17 protein-coding genes are annotated in these 24205 nt (G+C 59.0%); 11 read left to right on the plus strand and 6 right to left on the minus strand.

Annotated features, from left to right (window positions below):
* The first annotated feature begins 31 nt into the window (after positions 1–31).
* The 6 genes from ACR0I8_RS08775 to ACR0I8_RS08800 all read left to right on the plus strand — a co-directional run bounded on the left by ACR0I8_RS08775 (position 32) and on the right by ACR0I8_RS08800 (position 7429).
* Complete coding sequence (locus tag ACR0I8_RS08775) at positions 32–1159, plus strand: ABC transporter ATP-binding protein (RefSeq protein ID WP_170375680.1); 1128 nt, start codon at positions 32–34, stop codon at positions 1157–1159.
* A complete protein-coding gene (locus ACR0I8_RS08780) occupies positions 1159–2049 on the plus strand; it encodes an ABC transporter permease subunit (protein WP_170376046.1) in 891 nt (296 codons plus the stop codon). Before ACR0I8_RS08775 ends, ACR0I8_RS08780 begins: the two co-directional genes overlap by 1 nt.
* Positions 2046–2864, plus strand: a complete 819-nt coding sequence (locus tag ACR0I8_RS08785) for an ABC transporter permease (protein ID WP_170375678.1) — start codon at positions 2046–2048, stop codon at positions 2862–2864. Before ACR0I8_RS08780 ends, ACR0I8_RS08785 begins: the two co-directional genes overlap by 4 nt.
* Complete coding sequence (locus ACR0I8_RS08790) at positions 2861–4162, plus strand: NAD(P)/FAD-dependent oxidoreductase (protein ID WP_170375676.1); 1302 nt, start codon at positions 2861–2863, stop codon at positions 4160–4162. The genes ACR0I8_RS08785 and ACR0I8_RS08790 overlap by 4 nt, the downstream gene beginning before the upstream one ends.
* 105 nt (positions 4163–4267) lie before the next feature.
* On the plus strand, positions 4268–5368 hold the full coding sequence (gene mtnA / locus ACR0I8_RS08795; RefSeq protein WP_170375674.1) for an S-methyl-5-thioribose-1-phosphate isomerase: 1101 nt from the start codon (positions 4268–4270) through the stop codon (positions 5366–5368).
* 27 nt (positions 5369–5395) lie between these two features.
* Positions 5396–7429 carry a bifunctional aldolase/short-chain dehydrogenase gene (locus ACR0I8_RS08800; RefSeq protein WP_170690741.1) on the plus strand — a complete coding sequence of 678 codons (2034 nt, stop codon included), beginning with the start codon at positions 5396–5398 and terminating at the stop codon, positions 7427–7429.
* Between the two features lie 73 nt (positions 7430–7502).
* Here the strand turns inward: ACR0I8_RS08800 and ACR0I8_RS08805 are convergent, their stop codons facing one another.
* The 3 genes from ACR0I8_RS08805 to ACR0I8_RS08815 form a co-directional block, all read right to left on the minus strand.
* Positions 7503–10292 (minus strand): bifunctional aconitate hydratase 2/2-methylisocitrate dehydratase, encoded by a 2790-nt coding sequence (locus ACR0I8_RS08805; RefSeq protein WP_170690739.1) that lies wholly within the window; start codon positions 10290–10292, stop codon positions 7503–7505.
* 154 nt (positions 10293–10446) lie between these two features.
* Complete coding sequence (locus ACR0I8_RS08810; RefSeq protein WP_170690738.1) at positions 10447–11754, minus strand: HlyD family type I secretion periplasmic adaptor subunit; 1308 nt, start codon at positions 11752–11754, stop codon at positions 10447–10449.
* Positions 11751–13493: a type I secretion system permease/ATPase gene (locus tag ACR0I8_RS08815; protein WP_170690736.1), complete on the minus strand. Its 1743-nt coding sequence runs from the start codon at positions 13491–13493 to the stop codon at positions 11751–11753. The genes ACR0I8_RS08810 and ACR0I8_RS08815 overlap by 4 nt, the downstream gene beginning before the upstream one ends.
* Positions 13494–13767: 274 nt before the next feature.
* On the opposite strand from ACR0I8_RS08815, the gene ACR0I8_RS08820 reads away from it, so the two are divergent.
* From ACR0I8_RS08820 to ACR0I8_RS08840, 5 genes are all read left to right on the plus strand, one after another.
* Complete coding sequence (locus ACR0I8_RS08820; RefSeq protein WP_170375664.1) at positions 13768–15348, plus strand: ABC transporter substrate-binding protein; 1581 nt, start codon at positions 13768–13770, stop codon at positions 15346–15348.
* 91 nt (positions 15349–15439) lie between these two features.
* Positions 15440–17005, plus strand: a complete 1566-nt coding sequence (locus ACR0I8_RS08825; RefSeq protein WP_170690734.1) for an ABC transporter substrate-binding protein — start codon at positions 15440–15442, stop codon at positions 17003–17005.
* Positions 17006–17111: 106 nt separating this feature from the next.
* The gene (locus ACR0I8_RS08830; protein WP_170375660.1) at positions 17112–18089 is read left to right on the plus strand and encodes an ABC transporter permease; all 978 of its coding nucleotides are present in this window, start codon (positions 17112–17114) and stop codon (positions 18087–18089) included.
* Entirely contained in the window at positions 18086–19036 is a 951-nt protein-coding gene (locus tag ACR0I8_RS08835) for an ABC transporter permease (RefSeq protein WP_170375658.1), read from the plus strand. The genes ACR0I8_RS08830 and ACR0I8_RS08835 overlap by 4 nt, the downstream gene beginning before the upstream one ends.
* Positions 19037–19040: 4 nt before the next feature.
* The gene (locus tag ACR0I8_RS08840; protein WP_170375655.1) at positions 19041–20744 is read left to right on the plus strand and encodes an ABC transporter ATP-binding protein; all 1704 of its coding nucleotides are present in this window, start codon (positions 19041–19043) and stop codon (positions 20742–20744) included.
* Here ACR0I8_RS08840 and ACR0I8_RS08845 read toward each other — a convergent pair.
* Genes ACR0I8_RS08845 through ACR0I8_RS08855 form a run of 3 tightly spaced genes read right to left on the minus strand, consistent with a single transcriptional unit; the run spans position 20741 to position 24205 of the window.
* A complete protein-coding gene (locus ACR0I8_RS08845; protein ID WP_170690732.1) occupies positions 20741–21520 on the minus strand; it encodes a citryl-CoA lyase in 780 nt (259 codons plus the stop codon). The two genes, ACR0I8_RS08840 and ACR0I8_RS08845, sit on opposite strands and share 4 nt — an antisense overlap.
* Positions 21517–22704: a CoA transferase gene (locus ACR0I8_RS08850; protein WP_170690730.1), complete on the minus strand. Its 1188-nt coding sequence runs from the start codon at positions 22702–22704 to the stop codon at positions 21517–21519. The genes ACR0I8_RS08845 and ACR0I8_RS08850 overlap by 4 nt, the downstream gene beginning before the upstream one ends.
* A complete protein-coding gene (locus tag ACR0I8_RS08855; protein ID WP_170471470.1) occupies positions 22694–24205 on the minus strand; it encodes a tripartite tricarboxylate transporter permease in 1512 nt (503 codons plus the stop codon). Before ACR0I8_RS08855 ends, ACR0I8_RS08850 begins: the two co-directional genes overlap by 11 nt.

The raw sequence follows: 24205 nt of genomic DNA on the forward strand, positions 1-24205 counted from the left end.
CCCACTTCCAGATTGTCGAACGGGGGCCGTTTTGAACTCTGACGTCTTTGCGCCGTGGGATGACCCGCAGGCGAAACCCTTGATCCAATTCCAGAATGTTACCAAACGGTTTGGAGATTTCACGGCCATAGACAATCTGTCTCTGGACATTTTTGAGAAAGAATTCTTTGCCCTGCTCGGTCCGTCGGGTTGCGGCAAGACCACGATGATGCGCATGCTGGCGGGGTTCGAAACGCCGACCGAAGGGCACATCATTTTGGGCGGTCAGGACATTGACCCGATCCCGCCCAACAAACGCGCAGTGAACATGATGTTCCAGTCCTACGCGCTGTTTCCGCATCTCAGCATCTGGGAAAACATCGCCTTCGGTCTGCGTCGGGACAACATGCCCAAGCATGACCTTGAGGACCGGGTGGAAGAGATGCTGCGCCTGACACGGCTCGAGCAATTTGCACGCCGAAAGCCACATCAGATCTCGGGCGGTCAACGGCAACGGGTCGCGCTTGCGCGGTCGCTGGCGAAGGCGCCTAAGCTGTTGCTGTTGGACGAACCTCTGGGTGCGTTGGACAAGAAACTGCGGCAGGATACGCAGTTCGAACTGATGGATATTCAAGAGAAGACCGGCACGACCTTTGTGATCGTCACCCACGATCAGGAGGAAGCCATGACCGTTGCCAGCCGCGTGGCGGTAATGGATCAAGGTCGCTTGATGCAGGTCGCCACGCCCGATCGCATCTATGAAAACCCGAACTCGGTCTATGTCGCTGACTTTATCGGCGACGTAAACATCATCGAAGGCCACGCCACCGCGAATGGTGAGGAAACCTATCGGATCGATTGGGCCGAAGGGCAGGCTCCGCTGACGGCAACCTCGGCAAACGGCTTCTCGGAGGGTCAGGCCTGCCATCTGGCGATCCGGCCCGAGAAGGTGACGATATCAACTGACCGCCCTGCCGAGGCAATCAATGCCGTGCAGGGCAAGGTGTTGGATATCGCTTATCTGGGCAACCTCTCGACCTATCATGTCGAGCTGCCGAACGGCACGATCATCAAGGCGCAAACGGCCAATACTCGCCGCATCTCGCGTCGGTCATTCACATGGGAAGACCCGGTCTGGCTGTCCTGGACAGCGACGGCTGCGGTCCTGTTGGCAAGCTGATGCGCCGCGCGCTGCTGATCGCAGTTCCTTATGTCTGGTTGTTGGCGCTGTTTCTGGTGCCGTTTTTCATTGTCCTGAAAATCTCACTCTCGGACACGGAACTGGCGATCCCGCCCTACACGCCGACCTTGGACCTGTCGCAGGGTTGGGCCGGGATCAAGGATTTCTTCAGCCAGCTGGATTTTGAGAATTTCGTCTGGTTGACCGAGGATGACCTGTATTGGAAGGCCTACCTCTCCAGCCTGAAGATCGCTGTGATCTCAACCTTTCTGACGTTGCTGGTGGGATACCCGATTGCCTATGGCATGGCGCGCGCGCCGGCTGAATGGCGCCCGACACTGATGATGTTGGTGATCCTGCCGTTCTGGACCTCGTTCCTGATCCGCGTTTACGCGTGGATGGGGATCCTTTCGAACGAAGGGTATCTGAACCAGCTTCTGCTGTGGACGGGTATCATCTCGACTCCACTGACGATTCTGAACACCAATACGGCTGTCTATATCGGGATCGTCTACACCTATCTGCCGTTCATGATCCTGCCGATCTATTCCTCGTTGGAGCGTATGGACGAGTCGCTGATCGAAGCCGCCGAGGATCTGGGATGCTCGCGTCTTCAGGCCTTTTGGCTGGTGACGATCCCCTTGTCGCGCCCCGGCATCATTGCGGGCTGTTTCCTTGTGATGATCCCGGTAATCGGAGAGTTCGTGATCCCCTCACTTCTGGGCGGCTCGGGAACCCTGATGATCGGCAAGGTTCTGTGGGAGGAGTTCTTCTCAAACCGTGACTGGCCGGTCGCAAGCGCGGTGGCGGTGGTACTGCTGCTGATCCTCGTGGTGCCGATTGTGCTGTTCCAGCGCAACCAGCAGAAACAGGCGGAGGCCGAGAAATGAACAGGTTGAGCTGGTTCAACACGGTTTCCCTGACGCTGGGGTTTGCGTTCCTGTACATCCCGATGATCATCCTGATCATCTTCAGCTTCAACGAAAGCAAGCTGGTCACTGTCTGGGCCGGGTTCTCGACCAAATGGTACGGAGAGCTGGCCCAGAACGAAGCGTTTCTGGACGCGGCATGGGTGACGATCCGGGTGGCGGTGTTCTCATCGACATTGGCAACCATTCTGGGCACCGCCGCGGCCTATGTCCTGGTACGCGGAGGGCGCTTCTTTGGCCGCACCCTGTTCTCGGGAATGATCTATGCGCCGCTGGTCATGCCCGAGGTGATCACAGGTCTGTCCCTGTTGCTGCTCTTCATCGGGATCGGGTTGGACCGAGGGATCCTGACCATCGTTTTGGCCCATACGACCTTTTCGATGTGCTTTGTGTCGGTAGTTGTCTCCTCGCGCCTTGTGACTTTTGACCAGTCGCTGGAAGAGGCCGCCTTGGACCTTGGCTGCTCACCCGCGCAAGCGTTTCGTCTAGTGACCCTGCCGATCATCGCGCCGGCGGTGATCTCAGGCTGGCTGCTGGCGTTTACTCTGTCTCTGGATGATCTGGTGATCGCGTCCTTTACTTCGGGTCCGTCGGCCACGACCTTGCCGATCAAAATCTTCTCGGCCGTGCGGCTTGGTGTCAGCCCTGAGATCAACGCGCTGTCGACCCTGATGATTGCTGTTGTGACCATCGGCGTCATCACTGCCTCATTGGTCACCAAGCGTGCCATGATGCGGCAAAAGCAGGATGAGATGGCCGCCGTGCGCGCCGAATGAAACGGATATTTCCAGACTACACATATGGTGATGGGCCAAGGCAGGGGTGCTGGTGGGACGAAACGATCGCCGCCCCCGACTGGCCTGAACAGCAGGGTGATTTGCAGGTGGATGTTGCCATCATCGGCGGCGGCTTCACCGGAGCTTCGGCTGCACTGCATCTGGCGGATGCCGCCGTGTCCGTCGCAGTGTGTGAAGCCGAAACACCCGGTTGGGGGGCTTCGGGACGCAATGGTGGGTTTTGCTGTCTGGGGGGATCGAAACTCAGCTACAAGGCAACGTGTCGTCGCTATGGTGAGGCTTCTGCGCAAGCCTATTCCGAGGCTGAAAGCGACTCGGTGCAACTAGTCGAAAGCCTTCTGGACCGCTACGGGATCGACGTGGATCGGCATTCAAAAGGTGAGACGCAACTGGCCCATTCCCGCCGCGCGATGGAGGCGTTGAGACGCAATGCCGAAGAGAACGGTATTTTGCATGAAGCCGCTGATCTACCCGGTCTGGGCCTGAACGGGCCGTTTCACGGTGGGTACACAACTCCTGTTGGGTTTGGCCTGAATCCTCGGAAATACCTTTTTGGTTTAACCCAAGCCGCGCAGGCGCAAGGCGCAGTGTTTTTTCAGAACAGCCCCGTTCTGAGCATTGAGAAGACCGCGTCAGGCTTTGCTGTTCAAACACCAAAAGGCCAAATCCGAGCCGACAAGGTCTTGGTCTGCACCAATGGGTACTCCAGCGAAGATATCCCGTCCTGGATGTCGGCTCGTTACATGCCTGCCCAATCCACGGTGCTGGTCACTCGTCCTCTGACGCCGGGCGAGAAGGAGGCGCAGGGTTGGACCTCGGATCAGATGTCCTACGATACGCGCAATCTCTTGCACTATTTTCGTCTGATGCCGGATGGTCGGTTCCTGTTTGGCATGCGGGGCGGGCTGCTGTCCTCACCCAAATCCGAGGCAGCGATCCGCACGCAGGTGCAACGCGACTTCAAGCGAATGTTCCCGGCGTGGTCCGAGGTGGACGTCACTCATATCTGGTCGGGCATGGTATGCATGTCGCGCGATCTGGTGCCTTTTGTCGGGCTTGTTCCTGAACAGATCGGGATGTTCGCGGGCTTTGCCTATCACGGCAACGGAGTCGCCATGGGCACCTATAGTGGCCGTGCCTTGGCGCGGTTGGCGCTCGGCCAGACCAGTGGTTTGCCAAAACTCATGTCCAAGACCGCGCGGCGCTTTCCTTTGGGCCGGTGGCGGCGCGTGCTGATGCCGCCCGCCTATGCCGCCATGGGGCTGGCCGATCTGTGATCCACTGCAAATGGCTTTGCAGAAACAACCCATCGGCACTTGAGGCCTGCGTGAAAATACTGGAACGTGTGGCAGACCCCATGAAACCCGACCGGAGGGCAGAAGATGAAAATAGGCGGTGTTCACTACCACTCGATCTGGCGCGACGCTGAAAGCGGCGAGGTCAGGATCATCGACCAGCGCTGGCTGCCGCATGATTTCCGGATCGCTACATTGTCCTCTCTGGCCGAGTTTGAGGCCGCGATCCGCGAGATGTGGGTGCGTGGCGCGCCTTTGATCGGGGCGACAGCTGCTTATGGGATGGCGGATGCGATGTCCCGTGACCCGTCTGATCAGAGTTTTGAACATTCAGCCTCGGTGCTGAACGCGACCCGCCCAACGGCGGTGAACCTGAACTGGGCGTTGCAGCGCTGCCGGGAGGCCCTGCTGCCTCTGCAGCCCGATCAACGTGCCGCCGCGGCCTGGGCGCTGGCGGACGAGATCTGCGAAGAGGATATCGAGATCAATCGCCGGATCGGAGAACATGGGCTTGCTTTGATCCGCGACATCGCCGCCCGCAAACCCGCAGGTGAGCCGGTGCGTTTGCTGACCCATTGCAATGCCGGGTGGCTGGCCACCGTAGATTGGGGCACTGCGACCAGCCCGATGTATCAGGCGCATAACGCTGGTTTGCCGATCCATGTCTGGGTCGATGAAACACGACCCCGAAACCAGGGGGCCTTGACTGCGTGGGAGCTGGGCGAACATGGCATCAGCCATCAATACATCGTCGACAATGCAGGCGGTCATTTGATGCAGCATGGTCTGGTCGATCTGGTGATCACCGGGACGGATCGGACCACCTCGACTGGCGATGTCTGCAACAAGATCGGCACCTATCTGAAAGCCCTGGCCGCGCATGACAACAATGTGCCGTTTTATGTGGCCTTGCCCTCACCCACCATCGATTGGACGCTTCGGGACGGGGTCGCCGAAATCCCGATCGAGGACCGACCGGACCGCGAAATCTCGCATGTGTTCGGTATGACAGAGGACGGCATCGGTGAGGTTTGCGTGATCCCCGAAGGCTCGGATGTGGGCAACCCGGCCTTTGACGTCACGCCGAACCGTCTCGTCACCGGCTTGATCACCGAGCGGGGCGTCTGCGAAGCCAGCGCCGAAGGTCTGGCGGCCATGTTCCCTGAAAAGGTTGGCCAAGCCGCCTGAGCGCAGAAAGACAAGGATACAAAAGACATGATCGAAAACATGTACAAGGCGCAGGCCGCCGCAGACTGGCGTGCGGCTGCCGGCGCCGATCCGGCTGATCAGGAATTGGCAGAGCGGGTCTACACTTCGCGCCTCATCGGTCAGAAACCGGATCTGCTGATGCATGGCGGTGGCAATACCTCGGTCAAGCTAGAGCGCCCCGATTTGTTTGGCGAGATGCGGCCGGTTCTGCACGTCAAAGGCTCGGGCTGGGATCTGGACACGATCGAAGCGCCCGGACTGCCCGGTGTCTGGCAAGAGCCACTGTTGAAGCTACGCGCACTCGATAAGTTGTCGGATGAAGACATGGTGAACTATCAGCGCTCAAGCCTGCTGAATTCGGCCTCGCCCAACCCGTCAGTGGAAACGCTGCTGCATGCCTTCCTGCCACACAAATACGTCGATCACACCCACGCGACGCCGTTTCTGATCCTCGCCGACTTGCCCAATGCCGAGGAGGTCTGTCGCGAGATTTTCGGCGACCGGCTGGGGATCGTGCCTTACATCATGCCCGGTTTTAGCCTCGCGAAGGCGGCGGCGGATGTGTACGACGCCAACCCTGATGTTGAAGGGCTGCTGCTCCTTAAACATGGTCATTTCGCCTTTGGCACCACCGCGCAGGAAAGCTATGACAAGATCGTTCAGCATACCAATGAGGTCGCGGACTATCTCGGTCTGACCGAACTGACGTCAATTGGTGAACGTCTGCCTGCCAACGGGCTGGACATGTTGCCCGTCTTGCGTGGCGTGATCGCTGAGGTCACTGCGGATCAGGACAGTGCGATGCCTGTCTTTGATCTGAGAAATGGCCCCGCGACACATGCGTTTATGGCGCGTGGCGATGTGGACGCGCTGGCGACTCGCGGCATGGCCTCACCGGATCACGTGCTGCGTACCAAGGGCTGGCCGCTGGTGCTGAAACAGGCGGACCTAACCGACCGAGAGAGCATCAAGGCCAAGGTCGAAGCCTTCGCTGTGGATTACCGCGCTTATTTCGACCGTCAGGCCCCTCAGGCCGCGGAACCCAAGACCATGCTGACCCCTGATCCCAAACATGCGTGGATCGAAGGGATCGGTGTGCTAGGGATTGGGGTGAACGCTAAGGCGGCCTCAGCCTCGGCTGATCTTGCTGAACAGAACATCCGCGTGCGCGCTGTCGCAGAAGATGCGGGCGGGTTCTATCCCATCGGTGAAAAGGACATGTTCGATTGCGAATATTGGTCGTTGGAGCAAGCAAAGTTGGGTAAAGGCACCCCTCCGCCATTTCAGGGCCGGGTCGTCATGGTGACCGGAGGGGCAGGCGCGATTGGTCTGGCAACCGCCAAAGCCTTCGCCGCCAAGGGGGCGAATGTCGTTCTGGTGGATCGGGATCAAGCGGCTCTGGATGCCGCACTATCCCAGTTGGGTCGCTGGCATTCGGCCTGCGCGCTCGACATCACGCAAGCTAACGCTGCCGATACCGCGATGACCGATGCGGTCGCGGCCTTTGGTGGGCTGGATATTCTCGTGTCGAATGCGGGCACAGCCACTGGCGGCGCATTGGTCGAGCTGGAGGATGATGCCTTCCGCGCGGCTTTCGAGTTGAACTTTTTCGCGCATAAGGCCTTTGCCACCGCCGCTGCCAAGCTGATGCAGGATCAGGGGCGTGGTGGGCAGATCCTGTTCAATATCTCGAAACAGGCGGTCAATCCCGGTCGCAACCTGGGCGCCTATGGAACCCCCAAAGCCGCAACAATGTTCCTGATGCGGCAACTGGCGCTGGAACTGGCGGGGTCTGGTATTCGGGTCAACGGGGTCAATGCCGACAAGATACGTTCGGGTCTGCTGACGGATGCGTTCATCAAGGAACGCGCCGCCGCGCGGGGTGTCAGCGAAGAGGTCTATATGGGCGGTAACCTTCTGGGCCGCGAGGTCGAGGCGCATCATGTCGCCGAGGGTTTTGTCAATCTTGCTTTGATGGAGCGCACTACCGGCCACGTTATCACGGTCGATGGTGGCAATACCGAGGCCGAACTGCGCTAGCTTCGCCCCCAAAAAAACCACTGCGCGCGACCGATGAACGGCCGCGCGCATGAAAAACTTGTCAAAAGCGGTGTTAGAAATGCGCCGATTGAGTGGCCGGGTTTTTCGCAACCGGCGGGGCGAACTTGGTCAGGTCGATCCCTTCAACCGAGGCTTTGTATTCCTCGATCGTGGGCGTCCGGCCCAGAATGGCCGACAGGACAACAACCGGGGTCGAGGCCAGCAGCGATTCACCCTTCTTGTCCGGCGCATCTGCCACGACGCGGCCCTGGAACAGGCGGGTCGAGGTGGCCAGAACCGTGTCGCCCTTGGCGGCCTTTTCCTGATTGCCCATGCACAGGTTACAGCCGGGACGTTCGAGATACAGAATGTTCTCGTACTCAGTCCGCGCCTTTTCTTTCGGGAACAGGTCATCGAATTCGAAGCCTGAGTACTTCTCAAGTACTTCCCAGTCGCCTTCTTCCTTCAACTCGTCGATGATGTTGTAGGTTGGGGCTGCGACGACCAGTGGGGCCTGGAACTCGACCTTGCCGGTTTCCTTTTCGAGGTTCTTCAACATCTGGGCCACGATCTTGATGTCGCCCTTGTGCACCATGCACGAGCCGACAAAGCCCAGGTCCACATGCTTTTCAGCATTGTAGTACGAGATCGGGCGGATCGTGTCGTGAGTATAGCGCTTCGAGACGTCGGCGTTGTTGACATCCGGGTCGGCGATCATCGGTTCAACGATCTGGTCCAGATCAACGACTACCTCGGCGAAATATTTTGCGTTGTCATCGGGGCGCAGCGCTGGCTTTTCGCCCGACTTGATCTCGGCAATGCGCGCATCGGCGATGTTGATCAGCTTTTGCAGCATGCCGTTCTCATGCTCCATGCCTTTGTCGATCATGATCTGGATGCGCGACTTGGCCAGTTCCAGCGAACCGATCAAGGTCTCGTCATTCGAAATACAGACCGAAGCCTTGGCCTTCATCTCAGCCGTCCAGTCAGTGAATGTAAAGGCCTGGTCGGCCAGCAGCGTGCCGATGTGAACTTCAATCACACGGCCCTGGAACACGTTGTCGCCGTGCTGTTCCAGCATCTGTGCCTGGGTGGCATGTACGACATCGCGGAAATCCATATGCTCGGCCATCTTGCCCTTAAAGGTCACCTTGACCGATTCAGGGATCGGCATCGAGGCCTCACCTGTGGCCAGCGCCAAAGCAACAGTGCCCGAGTCGGCCCCGAAGGCCACGCCTTTGGACATACGAGTGTGGCTGTCGCCGCCGATGATGACCGACCAGTCATCCACGGTGATGTCGTTCAACACCTTGTGGATCACGTCGGTCATCGAATGGTAGACGCCCTTCGGGTCACGCCCGGTGACGAGGCCGAAGTCATTCATGAACTTCATCAGGCGGGGGGTGTTGGCTTGCGCCTTCGCATCCCACACAGAGGCCGTGTGACAGCCGGACTGGTACGCCCCATCGACGATGGGTGAGACAACAGTTGCCGCCATCGCCTCAAGCTCTTGCATGGTCATCAGGCCGGTTGTGTCCTGTGAGCCGACGATGTTGACCTTGACGCGCACGTCCGATCCGGCATGCAGGGTTTTGCCGGGCGTGGTGCCAACGGCGTTCTTGTTGAAAATCTTTTCAACCGCGGTCAGGCCCTGGCCCTCGTGGCTGATTTCCTTCGACGGCGCAAAGACCAGCGGTGCTTCGACACCCAGTGCCTCGGCTGCGAATGTCTGCAGTTTCTTACCGAAGACGATGGCGTAGGAACCGCCTGCCTTCATGAATTCAACCTTTTGCGGCGTGAAGGACGAGGTTACGTCGACCAGCTCTTCGCCATCTTCGCTCAGCAGTTTGTGGTCCTTGGTGTTGATCTTCAGAACCGTGCCAGTCGCAACCGAGTACTTCTCTTCCAGGATCGGGTTGCCGTCATTGTTGAGGATTGCGTTGCCATCCTCATCTACCTTTTTGACCCAGTTCTTCAGGTCCAGTCCGATGCCGCCGGTCACGCCGACGGTGGTCAGGAAGATCGGCGAAATGCCGTTGGTGCCCGCAACGATGGGGGCGTAGTTGACGAAGGGCACATAGGGGCTGGCTTGTTTGCCGGTCCACAGGGCCACGTTGTTCACACCCGACATACGGGACGATCCCACACCCATGGTGCCTTTTTCAGCGATCAGCATGACGCGCTTGCCGGGATGCTTCAGCTTCAGCGCTTCGATCTCTAGTTGCGCGGTCTCGGAGATCAGGCATTTACCGTGCAATTCACGGTCCGCGCGCGAATGCGCCTGATTGCCGGGCGACAGCAGGTCGGTCGAGATGTCACCCTCGGCAGCGACATAGGTGACAACCTCGATCTCTTCATCGATGTCAGGCAGTTTGGTAAAGAACTCGGCCTTGGCGTAGCTTTCAAGGATGTCTTTCGCGACCGCGTTGCCAGCATCGAGCGCTGCTTTCAGCCGGTCGGTATCCGCGTCATATAGGAAGACTTGAGTCTTCAGAACCTCAGCCGATTTGCCCGCAATCGCTGCATCGTCACCCAATGCCAGATCCAGCAAGACCTTGACCGAGGGGCCGCCCTTCATGTGCGACAGCAGCTCGAACGCGAAATCCTGCGAGATTTCCTCGACATCGGCCTGACCCAGAATAATCTCTTTCAGAAATGCGGCCTTCTCACCAGCGGCGCTAGTTGTGCCAGGCAGGGTATTGTAGATGAAGAAATGCAGCGAGTCCGCGCGATGTTCATTCTGAGGGTCGCGGATTTGGTCGATGATCTCTTTTGTCAGGGCGCCGTCATCGACGGGTTTGGGGTTCAACCCCTGCTCTTTGCGTGTTTCGATCTCGGCAAGGTAATCAGTATACAGGCTCATGGCTATCCCGACGTATTGGCGTTAGAAGGTGCTTGAGGTCCCGGTCTCAGACATGGATCTGACGCCCGGACATGCTCTTTGTATGCGGCGGTATACTAAATCAACAGGGATTGCAAGTCGCGACCCTGGGACAGGTTGCCCCAGGGTTCTTGGCCTATTCCCGGAACGCGCGCGTGAAGTAGTCTGTCAGCGGCTTGGTCAGGTAGGACAGCGGAGTGCGCTCGTCTGTTTTGATCATGGCCTCGACCGGCATGCCCGGAAGCAGAGTTTGACCGTTCAGGCGATCCAGCTGACCATCATCAGGGACCAGTTCAGCCCGGTAGAAGGTAAAGCCTGTACCCTCGTCGGTGAATGTGTCCGCTGAGACATTGATAACATGGCCATCCAGTTCCGGGGTTTCCCGCTGGTTGAAACTGGGAAAGCGCAGGGCGACCTCTTGCCCACGAAACAGCTGGTCCACATGGATCGCATCGACCTTGGCTGCCACAAGAAGCGGCGTATCCTGAGGCACCACATACATCATCTGTTCAGCCGGCTGGATGACCGACTGCAGGGCGAAAACCTGACTGTCATAAACGGTTCCCGAAACGGGCGCGCGAATATCCAGACGCGATAGGCGCTCGGTCAGGGACAGGCGCCGTTCAGCAAGCTCGGCGATGCGCGTCTGTGCGTCACGCAGCGTTGTGATCGCTTCTTCCCGGCGGGTCGCGTTCAGCTCCAGTATTTGGATCTCAGTCGAGGCGATTTGCCCCGTCAACCGGGCGATTGTCGCCTCGAGCCGTCCGATGGCGCCGGTCAGGTTGGCCTCTTCCCGTTGCAAGGCCGAGACGCGGCTGGCTTGTGTCAAGCCCCGCTGAAGCAGGCTTTCCTGATCCTTGAGCTCTTCGCTTATCAATTCCACTTGTTTTTGGGCGGCAGTCAACTGAGCCTGTGTGCCGTCGATTTCGTTTTCGATCTGGGTTTTCTGACGAGTCAATTGCTCGGTCTGTTGTGTCAACGTCTCGTTGCGAGCGTCAAACAGGCGCTGCTGACCAGCGATCAGATCGTCTGGGATGTTTTCGCGTTGCTGTACCTCCTGCAGCTTTGCCGCCAACTCTTCGGAGGTGGCCCCATCGCGTTCCGCTTCCAACCGGGCCTGACGACTGAGCAGTTCGAACAATTGCGACTCGACTACCGTTTTCTCCGAGGCCAGAAACGTATCGTCGAGACGTAATAGTAGATCGCCGCTTTCCACCAAATCCCCGTCGCGCACAAAAATCTCGCCGACGACCCCGCCATCGGGATGCTCTACCACCTGACGGTTGCTTTGCACCTCGATCACACCTTGTGAGATGATCGCACCGGCCAGTTGGGTCCGAACGCTCCAGATGCCGATGCCCACAACAAGGATGAGCAGCGCCACAAAGCCCACAGTTGCAGGGAAGGTTATGCGCCAACTGCGGCGCGCAGGAGGGTTGCTCATTTCTCACCCACTTTATTGAGGTGTCGTTTGATCGCACCGGCATTCTGGACCATCGAGCCCAGAACCTCGTCCCGGCTGCCTGCTTTGACGATCTGGCCTTTCTCGACCACGATCAGGTCATCACATTCGGAAATCGCCTGCGGGCGGTGCGTCATGATGATCGCGGCCTTGCCGCTTTTCTTGAGGCTGCGCACCGCGCGGTTCAGCGCTTCGGTGCCGTCAGCATCCAGGGCCGAGTTCGGCTCGTCCAGAATCAACAAAACAGGATCACCATATAGCGCCCGGGCCAGGGCGATCCGTTGTTTCTGACCGCCGGACAACTGGCTGTCATTGCCTTCCAGAAAGGTGTCATAACCCTTCTCCAAAGACATAATCAGCTCATGTGCGTTGGCCTTTTTGGCGGCAGCAACAACGGCGGCGTCATCGGGTTGTTGCGACATCCGGGCAATGTTCTCAGTCACCGTTCCGTTGAACAGCGTGACCTGCTGCGGCAAATAGCCGATGTAGTGGCCCAGATCATCTGCGGCATATTGGTCCAGTGTCGCGCCACCCAAGCGAATCTCACCCGCTGCGGGGGTCAGCAGACCCAAAAGCGCCTTGGCCAGAGTTGTCTTGCCCGAGCCACTTTTGCCGATCACACCCAGCGCCTTGCCGGGTTCCAATAGCAGCGAGGCATTGCGCAGGGTCGGCTTTTGAACGCCGGGCGGAATGACCGTCAGACCTTTTGCGACGAGACGCGCCTCGGGCACGGGCAGCTTGGTCTTGGTCTGCTCAGGCGGGGTTTCATCGAGGAAGGTGCCAAGACGGGACCATGCGGTTCGCGCATTTTCGATCAGCCCCCATTGGCCCACCGCCATTTCCACAGGTGCCAAAGCGCGGCCCAGCAATATCGAACCGGCGATCATGGCCCCGGCGGTCATCTCGTTGCGCAACACCAGCCAAGCGCCAAGCGCCAACATCGCGGATTGCAGGAACAGGCGCAGCGATTTCGTCAAAGACGTGAAACTACCGGTCCAGTCACTGGCCGAGATGCTCTGTGACAAGGCGTTGCTGCGCTGTGACAACCAGCGCTGCGCAACGTCGCCCTGCATGCCTTGCGACCGTACAACTTCGGCGGCTTGCCGCGCTTGTTCCGCAAAGGCATTGGCCCGGCCTGAGGCAACCTGCGCCTCGGCCACTTTCTGTTTGGTCAGGATCTGGTTGAGCAAGGCGATGACGATCAGCAAGCTACCACCAGCAACCGCCAGCCAGCCGAGCAACGGGTGAAACAGGAAGATCGCGGCCAGAAAAACGGGCGTCCACGGGATATCCATAACGGCGAGGAAAACGGGCGACGCGCAAAGCGACCGAACGGCCTCCAGATCGCGCAAGGCCGTTGCTGGGGCCGAGCGGATCTGCGGATACAGTGCCCGCCGAATGGTTCCGTCAAAAACCCTCTCGTCCAGTGAGGATTGGAATTTGGCCCCGAACCGCGCCACGATCCTGCCGCGCGCGTAGTCCAGCATGGCCATCAGGCCGTATAGTAGCCCCACCAGCAGAAACAGCGCCGTAAGCGTCTCGACCGAGCGCGAACTGAGAACCCGGTCATAGACCTGCAGCATAAACAGCGGCCCGGTCAGCATCAGCAGGTTGACGAAGATGCTGAATAGAAACGCGACACCCAGAAACGATACGCTCTGGTTGCGCACGCTCTGAAGCTCTCGCCTCGGGTTGGGCGGTTTGCGGTTTGTCTGTTTCAAATCAATGTCCCCGACACGATGTCCAGCCTGATGCGGCTACGTTTTTTTACCGCGAACCGAGTCTCGAAGAAAGAGTTAGGGTATGCAACTCGATCGTCAAAGGACCAGCGAAATCCGGCCAAACGGCCAAAATCTGGCCGGTTCCCGTCGGGTCCAGCAATCCAATTAGGCATTGCAAGTTTCAGAATGATTTGGATTATCAAGGGTACGTTGATCGCGCTTCGTCGATCACCCGCCATCCGTGCGGGTTAAAAAAAGAATTGGGGAGACTACAATGAAAGTGAAACACTTGCTGGTCGCAGCCAGTGCCATGGCCCTATTGGCTGGCACTGCCTCTGCGGAAACGCTGCGCTGGGCACGCGCAGGCGACTCGCTGACGATGGACCCGCATGCGCAAAACGAGGGTCCGACCTCAGCCATGGCGCATCAGATCATGGAAACGCTGGTGATGCGCGACCATTCCGGGGCGCTTGTGCCGTCGCTGGCGACCGAGTGGGCCCCGTCTGAGGAAAACCCGAACGTCTGGGTGTTCAAACTGCGTGAAGGCGTGACCTTCCATGACGGCGCCGAGTTCGACAGCGAAGACGTTGTCTTCTCGCTCAACCGCGCGATGACGCCGGATTCGGACTACAAAGAGCTGCTGGCCTCGGTCAAAGAAGTGCGCGCGCCGGACAAATACACGGTTGAGATCGAAACCGACGGTCCGAACCCGATCATGCCCAACAACCTGACCAACATGTTCATGATGGACAAGGCCTGGGCCGAGGCGAATAACGCCGTGAAGGTGCAGGACTATGAAGGGGGCGAGGATACATTCGCCGCCAAGAACGCAAACGGTACCGGCCCGTACAAGCTGGTCAGCCGTGAACCCGACGTGAAAACCGTTCTGACCGCGAACGAGAACTACTGGGGCAAGGATGAGTTCCCCCTGGAAGTGACCGAGATCATCTATACCCCGATCCAGAACGCCGCGACCCGGGTTGCTGCTTTGCTATCGGGTGAGGTCGATTTCATTCAGGACGTTCCGGTACAGGATCTGGCCCGCGTTGCGGATACCGATGGTCTGGACGTGCGGACCGCGCCTCAGAACCGGGTGATCTTCTTCGGCATGAACATGGGTGATGCTGATCTGGGCTCGGATAATGTGGACGGGAAGAACCCGCTGGCCGACGTACGCGTGCGTCAGGCGATGTCCAAGGCCATCAACCGGGATGCTATCAAACAGGTCGTTATGCGTGGCCAGTCGGCCCCTGCTGGAATGATCGCACCGCCTTTCGTGAACGGTTGGGATGAGGGCATGGACAGCTCCTCCACGACCGATATCGAAGGGGCTAAGGCCCTGATGGCCGAGGCTGGATATCCGGATGGGTTCTCGATCACGCTGAACTGCCCGAACGACCGCTATGTCAACGACGAAGCGATCTGTCAGGCTGCCGTTGGCATGCTGGCGCAGATTGGTGTTACGGTGAATCTGGATGCCAAACCCAAAGCGCAGCATTTCCCGCTGCTCTCGAACCTCGAGACCGACTTCTACATGCTGGGCTGGGGCGTTCCGACTTACGATTCGGAGTATATTTTCAACTTCCTGGTTCACACCAAGGGTGAGAAATACGGCTCGTGGAATGCGACCCGCTACAACAACCCGGAACTGGATGCCAAGATCCAGGGGCTGGCCTCTGAAACGGACCTTCCGAAGCGCGACGCGCAGATCGCCGAGATCTGGCAAGTGGTGCAGGACGATCAGCTGTATATCCCGATTCACCATCAGGTGCTGAACTGGGGTATGAAGTCGAATGTCGGCACAATCGTTGAGCCGGAAGATTCTCCGAAGATCAAATACTTCACCATGAACTAAGGTTCAGGATCCAAAAACAGGGCAGGGCGCGGACTAGCGCCCTGTCATTTGGTGTTTCACGACTGTTCACCCATAACAGAGAGGTATCGCCATGACCTTCAAGGCAACGGCCATCGGTTTGGCCTTTTTGGCCGCAAGCGCCGCTCAGGCCGCCGAATTCAAATGGGCCTCGACCACCGATCCGCAGACCATGGACCCGCACGCCGTCAACTCGGCCGCTGTTCTGGGCTTCCTCAACAATGTCTACGAAGGGCTGGTCCGCCGCGGCAAGGACATGAGCGTTGAACCTGCTTTGGCCACCAGTTGGGAACCGATCGGAGACGGCGAAGGCTGGCGGTTCAAGCTGCGCGAGGGCGTGACGTTCCACGATGGCAGCACATTCGACGCGCAGGACGTTTTGTTCAGCTATCAACGCGCCTCGGATGAGGTTTCGGATACCCGCAGTTGGTTCGCACCGATCAGCGAGGTCAGGGTGGTCGATGACTACACCGTCGATTTCATGACCACCGCGCCCAACCCGCTTTTTCCGTCCTCCATTGCCAATTGGATGATCATGGATCAGGGCTGGGCTGAGGCCAATGAGGCCGCTCTGCCCGACAAGGAAACCGGGAACTACGCGACGCTGAATGCCAACGGCACCGGCGCCTTTCAGATCACCGCACGCGAGCCCGGTCTGCGCACCGTTCTGGAACCTTTTGAAGATTGGTGGGGTGAGGCAGAGCACAACATTACCCGCGCCGAATTCAGCCCGATCCAGAACTCTGCCACCGCCGTCGCGGCCTTGCTGTCCGGTGATGTTGATATGATTGAGCCCGTTCCGATTCAGGACGTGGCGCGCCTTCAGGGCAATGATGAGGTCGAGGTCATTCAGGGGATTGAGGCTCGTGTGATCATGCTGGGCTTTGATCATCAGGCTGAGGCTCTGAAATACACCGACGATGCTGGCGAACCGAATCCGTTCAGAGATGCGCGCGTGCGTCAGGCTGTGGCGCATGCGGTGAATGTCGATGCCATCCTCGCCACGATCATGCGTGGCAATGCCGAGGCGGCCTCGCAACTCGTCAGCCCTGCGATGAGCGGTTACTCGGCAGCCAATGCAGAACGCCCCGCCTACGATGTCGAGGCCGCAAAGGCCTTGCTGGCCGAGGCTGGGTACGCGGACGGGTTTTCGTTCGGCCTTAAATGCCCCAATGATCGCTATCTGAATGACGAGGCCGTCTGTCAGGCGATTGTCGGCATGCTCGCGCAGATCGGATTAACTGCCGAACTGGACGCGATGCCGGTGCGCAACTACTGGCCCGAGCTGCGCGAAGACAATTACGACATGTACCTGCTGGGCTGGAGCCCGGGCACGTTCGACGCCGAACACCCCGTGCGCTTTCTGGTCGCGACACCCAACGAAGAGAAAAAGCTGGGCAGCTGGAATTTCGGAGGCTTCTCGAACGCGCGTGTCGATGAACTGCTGCCGCAGATTCAATCCGAACTGGATGAAGGCACGCGTCAGGCCATGTTGGACGAGGTCACCAGCATCATTCAGGATGAGCAGGTCTATGTTCCGATGTATGTGCAACCTCTGGTCTGGGGAACGCGCAGCAATATCGAGCTGACGCAACGGCCGGATAACTTCTTCATCCTGCGGTGGGTTACCGTAGACTGAAAACGCTGTTCAAGGGGCCGGATCGTTCTGGCCCCTGTTTCGTTAGCGGTATCTTGACCATTTGGTCAGACGCGGCTTAGACAGGCCGATCAACCGGGGATTCTGAATGTTCGCATATATTGTTCGAAGGATGTTCCAATCCGTGATCGTCTTGCTGGTCGTGGGTCTGGTCGCGTTCTCGATGTTTCGTTTTGTCGGCGATCCGATCGACAACATGCTGGGTCAGGAACGCACACAGGCCGATATCGACCGGCTGAGGACGGAACTGGGCCTCGATCAGCCGTTTGTCGTGCAATACGCCAAGTTCCTGCAGGGTGCGGTTCAGGGCAATTTTGGAGTGTCCTACCGTCAGGGCCGCCCGGTCTCGACCATCATCGCTGAACGTGCGCCCGCGACGCTTGAGCTGGCCTTCGTGTCAGGCTTCCTCGCCATCACCATGGGCATCGCGTTGGGCGTATTCACCGCGATCCGACGACAAGGGGTGGCGGCGAATATCATCATGACGGTCAGTCTGATTGGGGTCTCTCTGCCCACCTTCCTGATCGGGATATTGCTGATCTACATCTTCTCGGTCGAACTTGACCTCTTACCCAGTTTCGGCAGGGGTGAGACAGTCATGATCGGAGGCTGGTCAACTGGGTTTCTGACCACCTCGGGCCTGAAGGCACTGATCCTGCCCGCGATTACGCTGGGCCTGTATCAGATGACCTTGATCATGCGTCTTGTGCGGTCCGAGATGCTTGAGGTCCTGCGCGCCGACTACGTCCGTTTCGCCCGTGCCCGAGGGCTGTCGGACAGGGTGATCAACTTCCGCCACGCGTTGAAGAACACGCTGGTGCCAGTGATTACGATCACGGGTCTGCAACTGGGCTCGATCATCGCTTTTGCCATCATCACCGAGACGGTGTTTCAATGGCCCGGTGTCGGACTGCTGTTCATCAACGCGATCCAGTTCGTCGATATTCCCGTCATGGCCGCCTATCTGATGCTGATCTCGGTCATGTTCGTGACGATCAACCTGATCGTCGATCTTCTTTACTATGCCATTGACCCGCGCCTGCGTGTCGACGCGAGGGCCACATGACCGATACGATCGAAACCCCGCAACCCGTCTCCAAGTCGCGCTTTGCCAAAGCGTGGGACAGCGATTTCGCATGGTCCTTCCGGCATTCGCCCGTGGCTGTCATCGCCTCGGCCGTCGTGCTGATCCTTGTGTTTTGTGCCATTTTCGCGCCCTTGATCGCGCCTTACAATCCGTTTGATCCGGCGACTTTGAACCTGATGAACGGCTTCACACCGCCGGGCACACCGAATGCGTTTACGCAGGAAACCTTCCTGCTGGGCACGGATGACCAGGGTCGGGACGTATTCTCGACCATCCTCTACGGGCTGCGCATTTCCTTGTTCGTCGGGGCTGCCGCCGTATTGCTGGCTCTGATCATCGGAGTCGTTCTGGGTTTGGTCGCGGCCTATTTTGGTGGCTGGGTCGAAACGCTGATCATGCGGATCGCCGACGTTCAGCTGACCTTTCCGGCCATTCTGGTCGCTATGCTGATCTTTGGCATCGCCAAAGGCGTGACCCCGCCGGAATATCGCGATGAAATGGCGATCTATGTGCTGATCATCGCCATCGCTTTGTCCGACTGGGTACAGTTTGCTCGGGTCGTCCGCGGGGCAGCGCTGGTCGAAAAGAACAAGGAATATGTGCAGGCTGCGCGACTGATCGGTCGCGGCTCGATCCCGATCATGTTCCGTCATATCCTGCCCAATGTCCTCAGCCCGGTTCTGGTGATCGCCACCATCTCGCTGGCGCTGGCCATCATCGCCGAGGCGACGCTGAGCTTCCTTGGCGTCGGCGCGCCTCCGACCCAACCTTCGCTGGGAACGCTGATCCGCATTGGACAGGGGTTCCTGTTCTCGGGAGAGTGGTGGATTCTGTTCTTCCCCGCCTGCACCCTTCTGGCCCTCGCCCTGTCCGTGAACCTGCTGGGCGACTGGCTGCGCGATGCGCTGAACCCAAAACTGCGGTGACCTAATGAGCCTTCTGACCATCCAAGACCTCACCGTCGAATTCCCGACCCGCCGCAGGCTGTTCACTGCGGTGGATCGCGCAGACCTGTCCGTCGAGCCGGGTGAAATCCACGGTTTGGTGGGCGAATCCGGTGCAGGCAAATCCACCATCGGTGCGGCTGTCATGGGGCTGCTGGAACGTCCCGGGCGGATCGCCAGCGGCCAGATCAAGCTGGGCGGAGAACAGATCAGTGGCCTCGATGCCGAAGCGATGCGCGGTCTGCGCGGCAAGAAGATCTCGATGATCTTTCAGGACCCGCTGACCTCGCTGAACCCTTTGTTCACGGTGCGAGAGCAGCTGACCGAAACCATCCTGGCCCATCTGGGTTGCACCGACGCCGAGGCCAATCAACGCGCCCGAGATCTGATTGACCGGGTGGGTATCCCGGACCCCGATACACGCTTGGATCAGTACCCGCACCAATTCTCGGGCGGGATGCGCCAACGGGTGGTGATCGCCTTGGCGTTGTGTACCGAACCAGATGTGATCATCGCTGATGAACCGACCACAGCGCTGGATGTTTCGGTTCAGGCGCAGATTTTGGACCTGATCAAGGAATTGGCGCGGGAACGGCAGGTCGGCGTCATTCTGATCACCCATGACATGGGCGTCATCGCCGATACGACCGACCGCGTGACCGTTATGTATGCTGGCAAGGTTGTCGAAACCGGAACAACCGCGCAGGTGATGGGGCAGCCCCAACACGAATACACGCGGTCGCTGATCGCGGCGGTGCCACGGCCGACGCTCAAGCTGCACCGTTTCCCTCAGATCAGCTATGGCGGTCGTGAGACGCGCTTTGCGATCGAGGATATGGCGCGCCATTGGCCGAAAGTGGACAATGACACATCCAAGCCCGTGTTCGAAATTCGCAACCTGACCAAACGCTTCCTGCAACGGCGCGGTCTTTTGCCTTGGGATCGGACCTATTTCACCGCCGTCGATGATGTGAGCTTTGATATCCGCGCGGGCGAGGTTTTCGGCGTGGTGGGTGAATCCGGCTCGGGCAAGTCCACCGTGGCGCGGATGATTGCTGGCTTGTACCCGGTCGATGGCGGCTCGATCACGTTTGACGGGCAGTTGGTCAGCGATCTGGGCGACAAAGCTGTGCAGGACGCGTACCGCAAGAACATCCAGATGATCTTTCAGGATCCCTATTCCTCGCTGAACCCCAGAATGCGCGTGGACGAGATCGTGGCAGAACCGATCCGTCATCACCGCCTCATGAGCGGTTCAGACGTCAAACGTCGGGTGGATGAGCTGTTGGATCAGGTGGGTCTGGGTTCGGAAGCGGGCCTGAAATACCCGCATGAGTTCTCGGGCGGGCAGCGTCAGCGTATCTCCATCGCGCGCGCCTTGGCGACGCAGCCTCGGTTCCTGATCTGCGATGAGCCGACCAGTGCGCTAGACGTCTCGATCCAGGCGCAGATCCTGAACATCCTGAAGGACCTGCAAGAGCATCTGGGCCTGACGATGCTGTTCATCAGCCACGATCTGCCGGTCGTGCGGCAGATGTGCGACCGCGTTGCCGTGATGAAGGCAGGGCAGATGGTCGAGATCCAAGAAACCGATGCCCTGTTTGCCAATCCGCAGACGGACTACGCTAAGGAACTATTGCACCTGATGCCACGACTTGATGATCTGTCGACCGAAGGACTGGACGTTTAGGTCTTGGTTCTGGGGTCCACATAAGTCCAGCGATAGGCGGGCGGGGTCGGTCCCTTATTGCGGCCACCTTGCTCCATCTGCTCCCATGCATGAGTCAGGATGCCGACCGAACGGGAAAGACAGAACAACCCGCGCGCCAAGGGTGGGGCAAAGCCCAACTCGGCATAGATCACTGCCGTCGCGCCATCGATATTCATGGGGACGGGCTTGCCTTTGCGATGGGCCAGCTCGGCCTCAATCGCCTGCCCGATCCGCATGAAATCACCGCTGCATGCCCCTTGATCGACGGCTTCCGTGACCAGCGCCATCAGGCGCGGCGCGCGCGGATCAGTCGGGGTGTGAAAGCGATGGCCAAAGCCCGGCAGGATCTTTCCGTGAGTGGTGATCCAATCATCCAACGCTTGCCCCAAATCGCCCGAATGTCCTGCAACAAAATGATAGAGCTGCACGGCCTGCTCTCCGGCCCCGCCATGCACATCGCCCAGCATGTTGACCGCGCTGGCCATCGCGTTGTTCAGGGGCAGACCGCAGGTCACGGCCATTCTGGCGGCAGCAATTGAGGGCGCTTGCGGACCGTGATCGACCGCCGCAACCAAAGCTGCTTCGAACAAACGGGCTTGGGCGTCGGTCGGTTTCTCGCCGCGCAGCATGAACCAGATCATTTCGGCGAAACCCAGATTGCCGATCAAATCCTGGATTGGCTCTCCGCGCAGGTGTATCCGGCCAGGCTCCATGTCGATGATCGAGGTTTGCCACCAATCGGATACATCGCTCATATGATGCCCTCCTTTTTCAAGGCGTCGATCTCATCCTGCGACAGCCCGAGTTCAGACCAGATTGCGGAATTGTCTGCGCCCAATTCCGGCGGTGCAGTCCCAGGATGTTTGCGCGACCCGTCCATGACAATAGGGCTGCCAGCGAGCTGTAGGTCTTCACCGTGAATGTCCAGCGTACCGATCAAACCCCGCCCAGATAATTGCGGGTCGTCGAGTGCATCGGCGACGGTCAGTACCTGCCCGGTGGGCACTCCAATATCATTCAACTCTCGCACCCATTCCTTTGCCGGTCGCGTGGTCAGCGTGAGCTCCAATTCCGCGCGCAAGGCGTGACGATTGGCCTTGCGATCCTCTCGTGTTGTGTAGGCTGGATCGTCCAGCAGGTCGTTCCGACCCAGTTGCCGAGCCAGTGCTTGCCATTGTTCATCCCGATTTGCAGCGATGTTGATCGGACTGTCTGCAGTGGCAAAGGTGCCCGAGGGGGCCGAGGTTGTGTTTTCGTTCCCATGCGCGGCAGGCGTGACGCCCCCGATCAGGTGGTTTGACACCACCCAACCCATTGTGGAAATCACCGCCTCGGTCATCGCAACATCGAGAAACGCGCCACGCGGGGTCGCGTTCAGGGCGGATGAGATGGCGAATGCTGCGGTCAGCCCGCCGACCGTATCCGCTAACGGAAACCCGACGCGATAGGGGGCGGTTTCGGGCGCGCCGGTGATGGACATGACACCGCTGATGCCTTGTACGATCTGGTCATAGGCGGGATCATTCCGGCGTGGCCCGTCCTGCCCAAAGCCACTGATTGCGCAGTAGATCAGTCGCGGGTTTTCAGCTTTCAGGATTTCATAGCCCAGACCTAGTCGATCCATAACGCCGGGCCTGAAATTCTCGACCAGAACATCGGCGTTGCGAACAAGCTTTTTCAGCAGCGCTTTTCCGTGCTCATGTTTCATATCCAGCGTCACGGATTTCTTCGCGGCATTTTGCGCAAGAAAGCTGATCCCCATGCCAGCTTTGTTGCGATCAGGATCAGCGCCCAACACCCGGGCAAGATCGCCCGAGCCGGGGCGTTCGACCTTGATCACCTCGGCGCCCATCAGCGCCAGCTGATAGCAGCAATAGGGGCCAGCAAGCACGTTCGTCAGATCCAGAACGCGGATGCCGGCCAGAGGGTCAGTCCCCATCCGCAATCCCCGCAGCCCGTGCCCGCGCACGGCGCGCGCGGTAGCTTGGCAGCAGCACCAGAAGGACGGCGATCACCAGCAGGCCTAGGGTCATCGGGCGCTCCCATATGAAGGCGATACCGTCATAGAGCTGCATCGAGCGGGCAAAGTTGTCCTCCATCATCCCACCAAGGATGAACCCGATCAGAAGTGGGGCGAGGGGGTAGTCCGCGAATTTCAACGCGGTGGCGCAGATGCCGAAGCCGACGAGGAGCAGTAGCTCGGTCGCGTTGTTCTGGCCGATATAGGCACCCATCAGGGTGAAGAACAGGATGAACGGGATCAGGAAATTGCGCGGTACGGCCAGCACTTTGGCGATGTAGGGGATCAGCGGCAGGTTCAGGATCAGCAGCACCAGGTTGCCGATGAACATCGACATGATGACGGCCCAGAAGATCTGAGGCTCATCCACCATCAGGCGCGGGCCGGGTGTCACGTTCAGCGCGATCAGAGCGCCCAGCAGGATGGCCGTCGTGCCCGACCCCGGGATGCCCAGCGTTAGCAGTGGTACGAATGACCCGGTACAGGCCGCGTTGTTGGCAGATTCCGGTGCGGCCAGACCTTTGATCGAGCCTTTGCCAAACTCTTCCTGTTCCTGCTTCGGTGCAATATTGCGTTCGACCGCGTAGCCAAGGAAGCTGGCAATTGTCGCCCCAGCCCCAGGCAAGACGCCGATGAAAAAGCCCTGAACTGACTGACGGCCAATGACGGGTGCAATTGCTTTCGCTTCGTCCTTGGTGATGCGGAGGTCCTTGATTTCTCCGTCGTCGCCTTTCAGGTCTTTGGGTTTCAAGACGAGAAACAGCGCCTCGGGCAGGGCGAACATCGCCATAGCCAGCGTAATGAAGCCAAAGCCGGACTGAAGGTCCATGATCCCCATGGTGAAGCGGGGCAGGTTGAACAAAGCGCCTTCGCCCACGGTTGCCATAATCAGGCCAAGGATCGTCATGATCATGGCTTTGGCGACCTGACCCGACCCCGCAAAGGCCGCGATAGCGGACAGGCCCACGACCATAAGGGCGAAGTACTCGGCCGAGTGGAACAGCAGCGCGACCGAGGACAGTGCTGGCGCAAAGACCATCAACAGAATAGCGCCGAGCGTACCCCCGGCGAAACTGGCGATGGCCGCGATAGTCAGAGCCTTACCGGCCTTGCCTTGCCGCGCCATTGGGTAGCCATCGAAACTTGAGGCCACTGTGCCCGCTACCCCCGGTGCGTTCAGCAGAATGGAAGAGGTCGATCCGCCGAAAATCGCGCCATAGTAGACGCCTGCCAGCAGGATCAGGGCCGCGGACGGATCGCCCATTGAAATTGCGACCGGGATCATGATGGCGATGATCGACATCGGGCCAAGGCCTGGAAGCATGCCGATGAAGGTGCCGATCAGACAGCCCGCGATGACCATCAGCAGGTTTTGGATTGAGAATGCCGTTTGCAGGCCGATCAGAAGTCCTTCAAGCAT

This window comes from Ruegeria sp. BG9, from assembly GCF_056538305.1.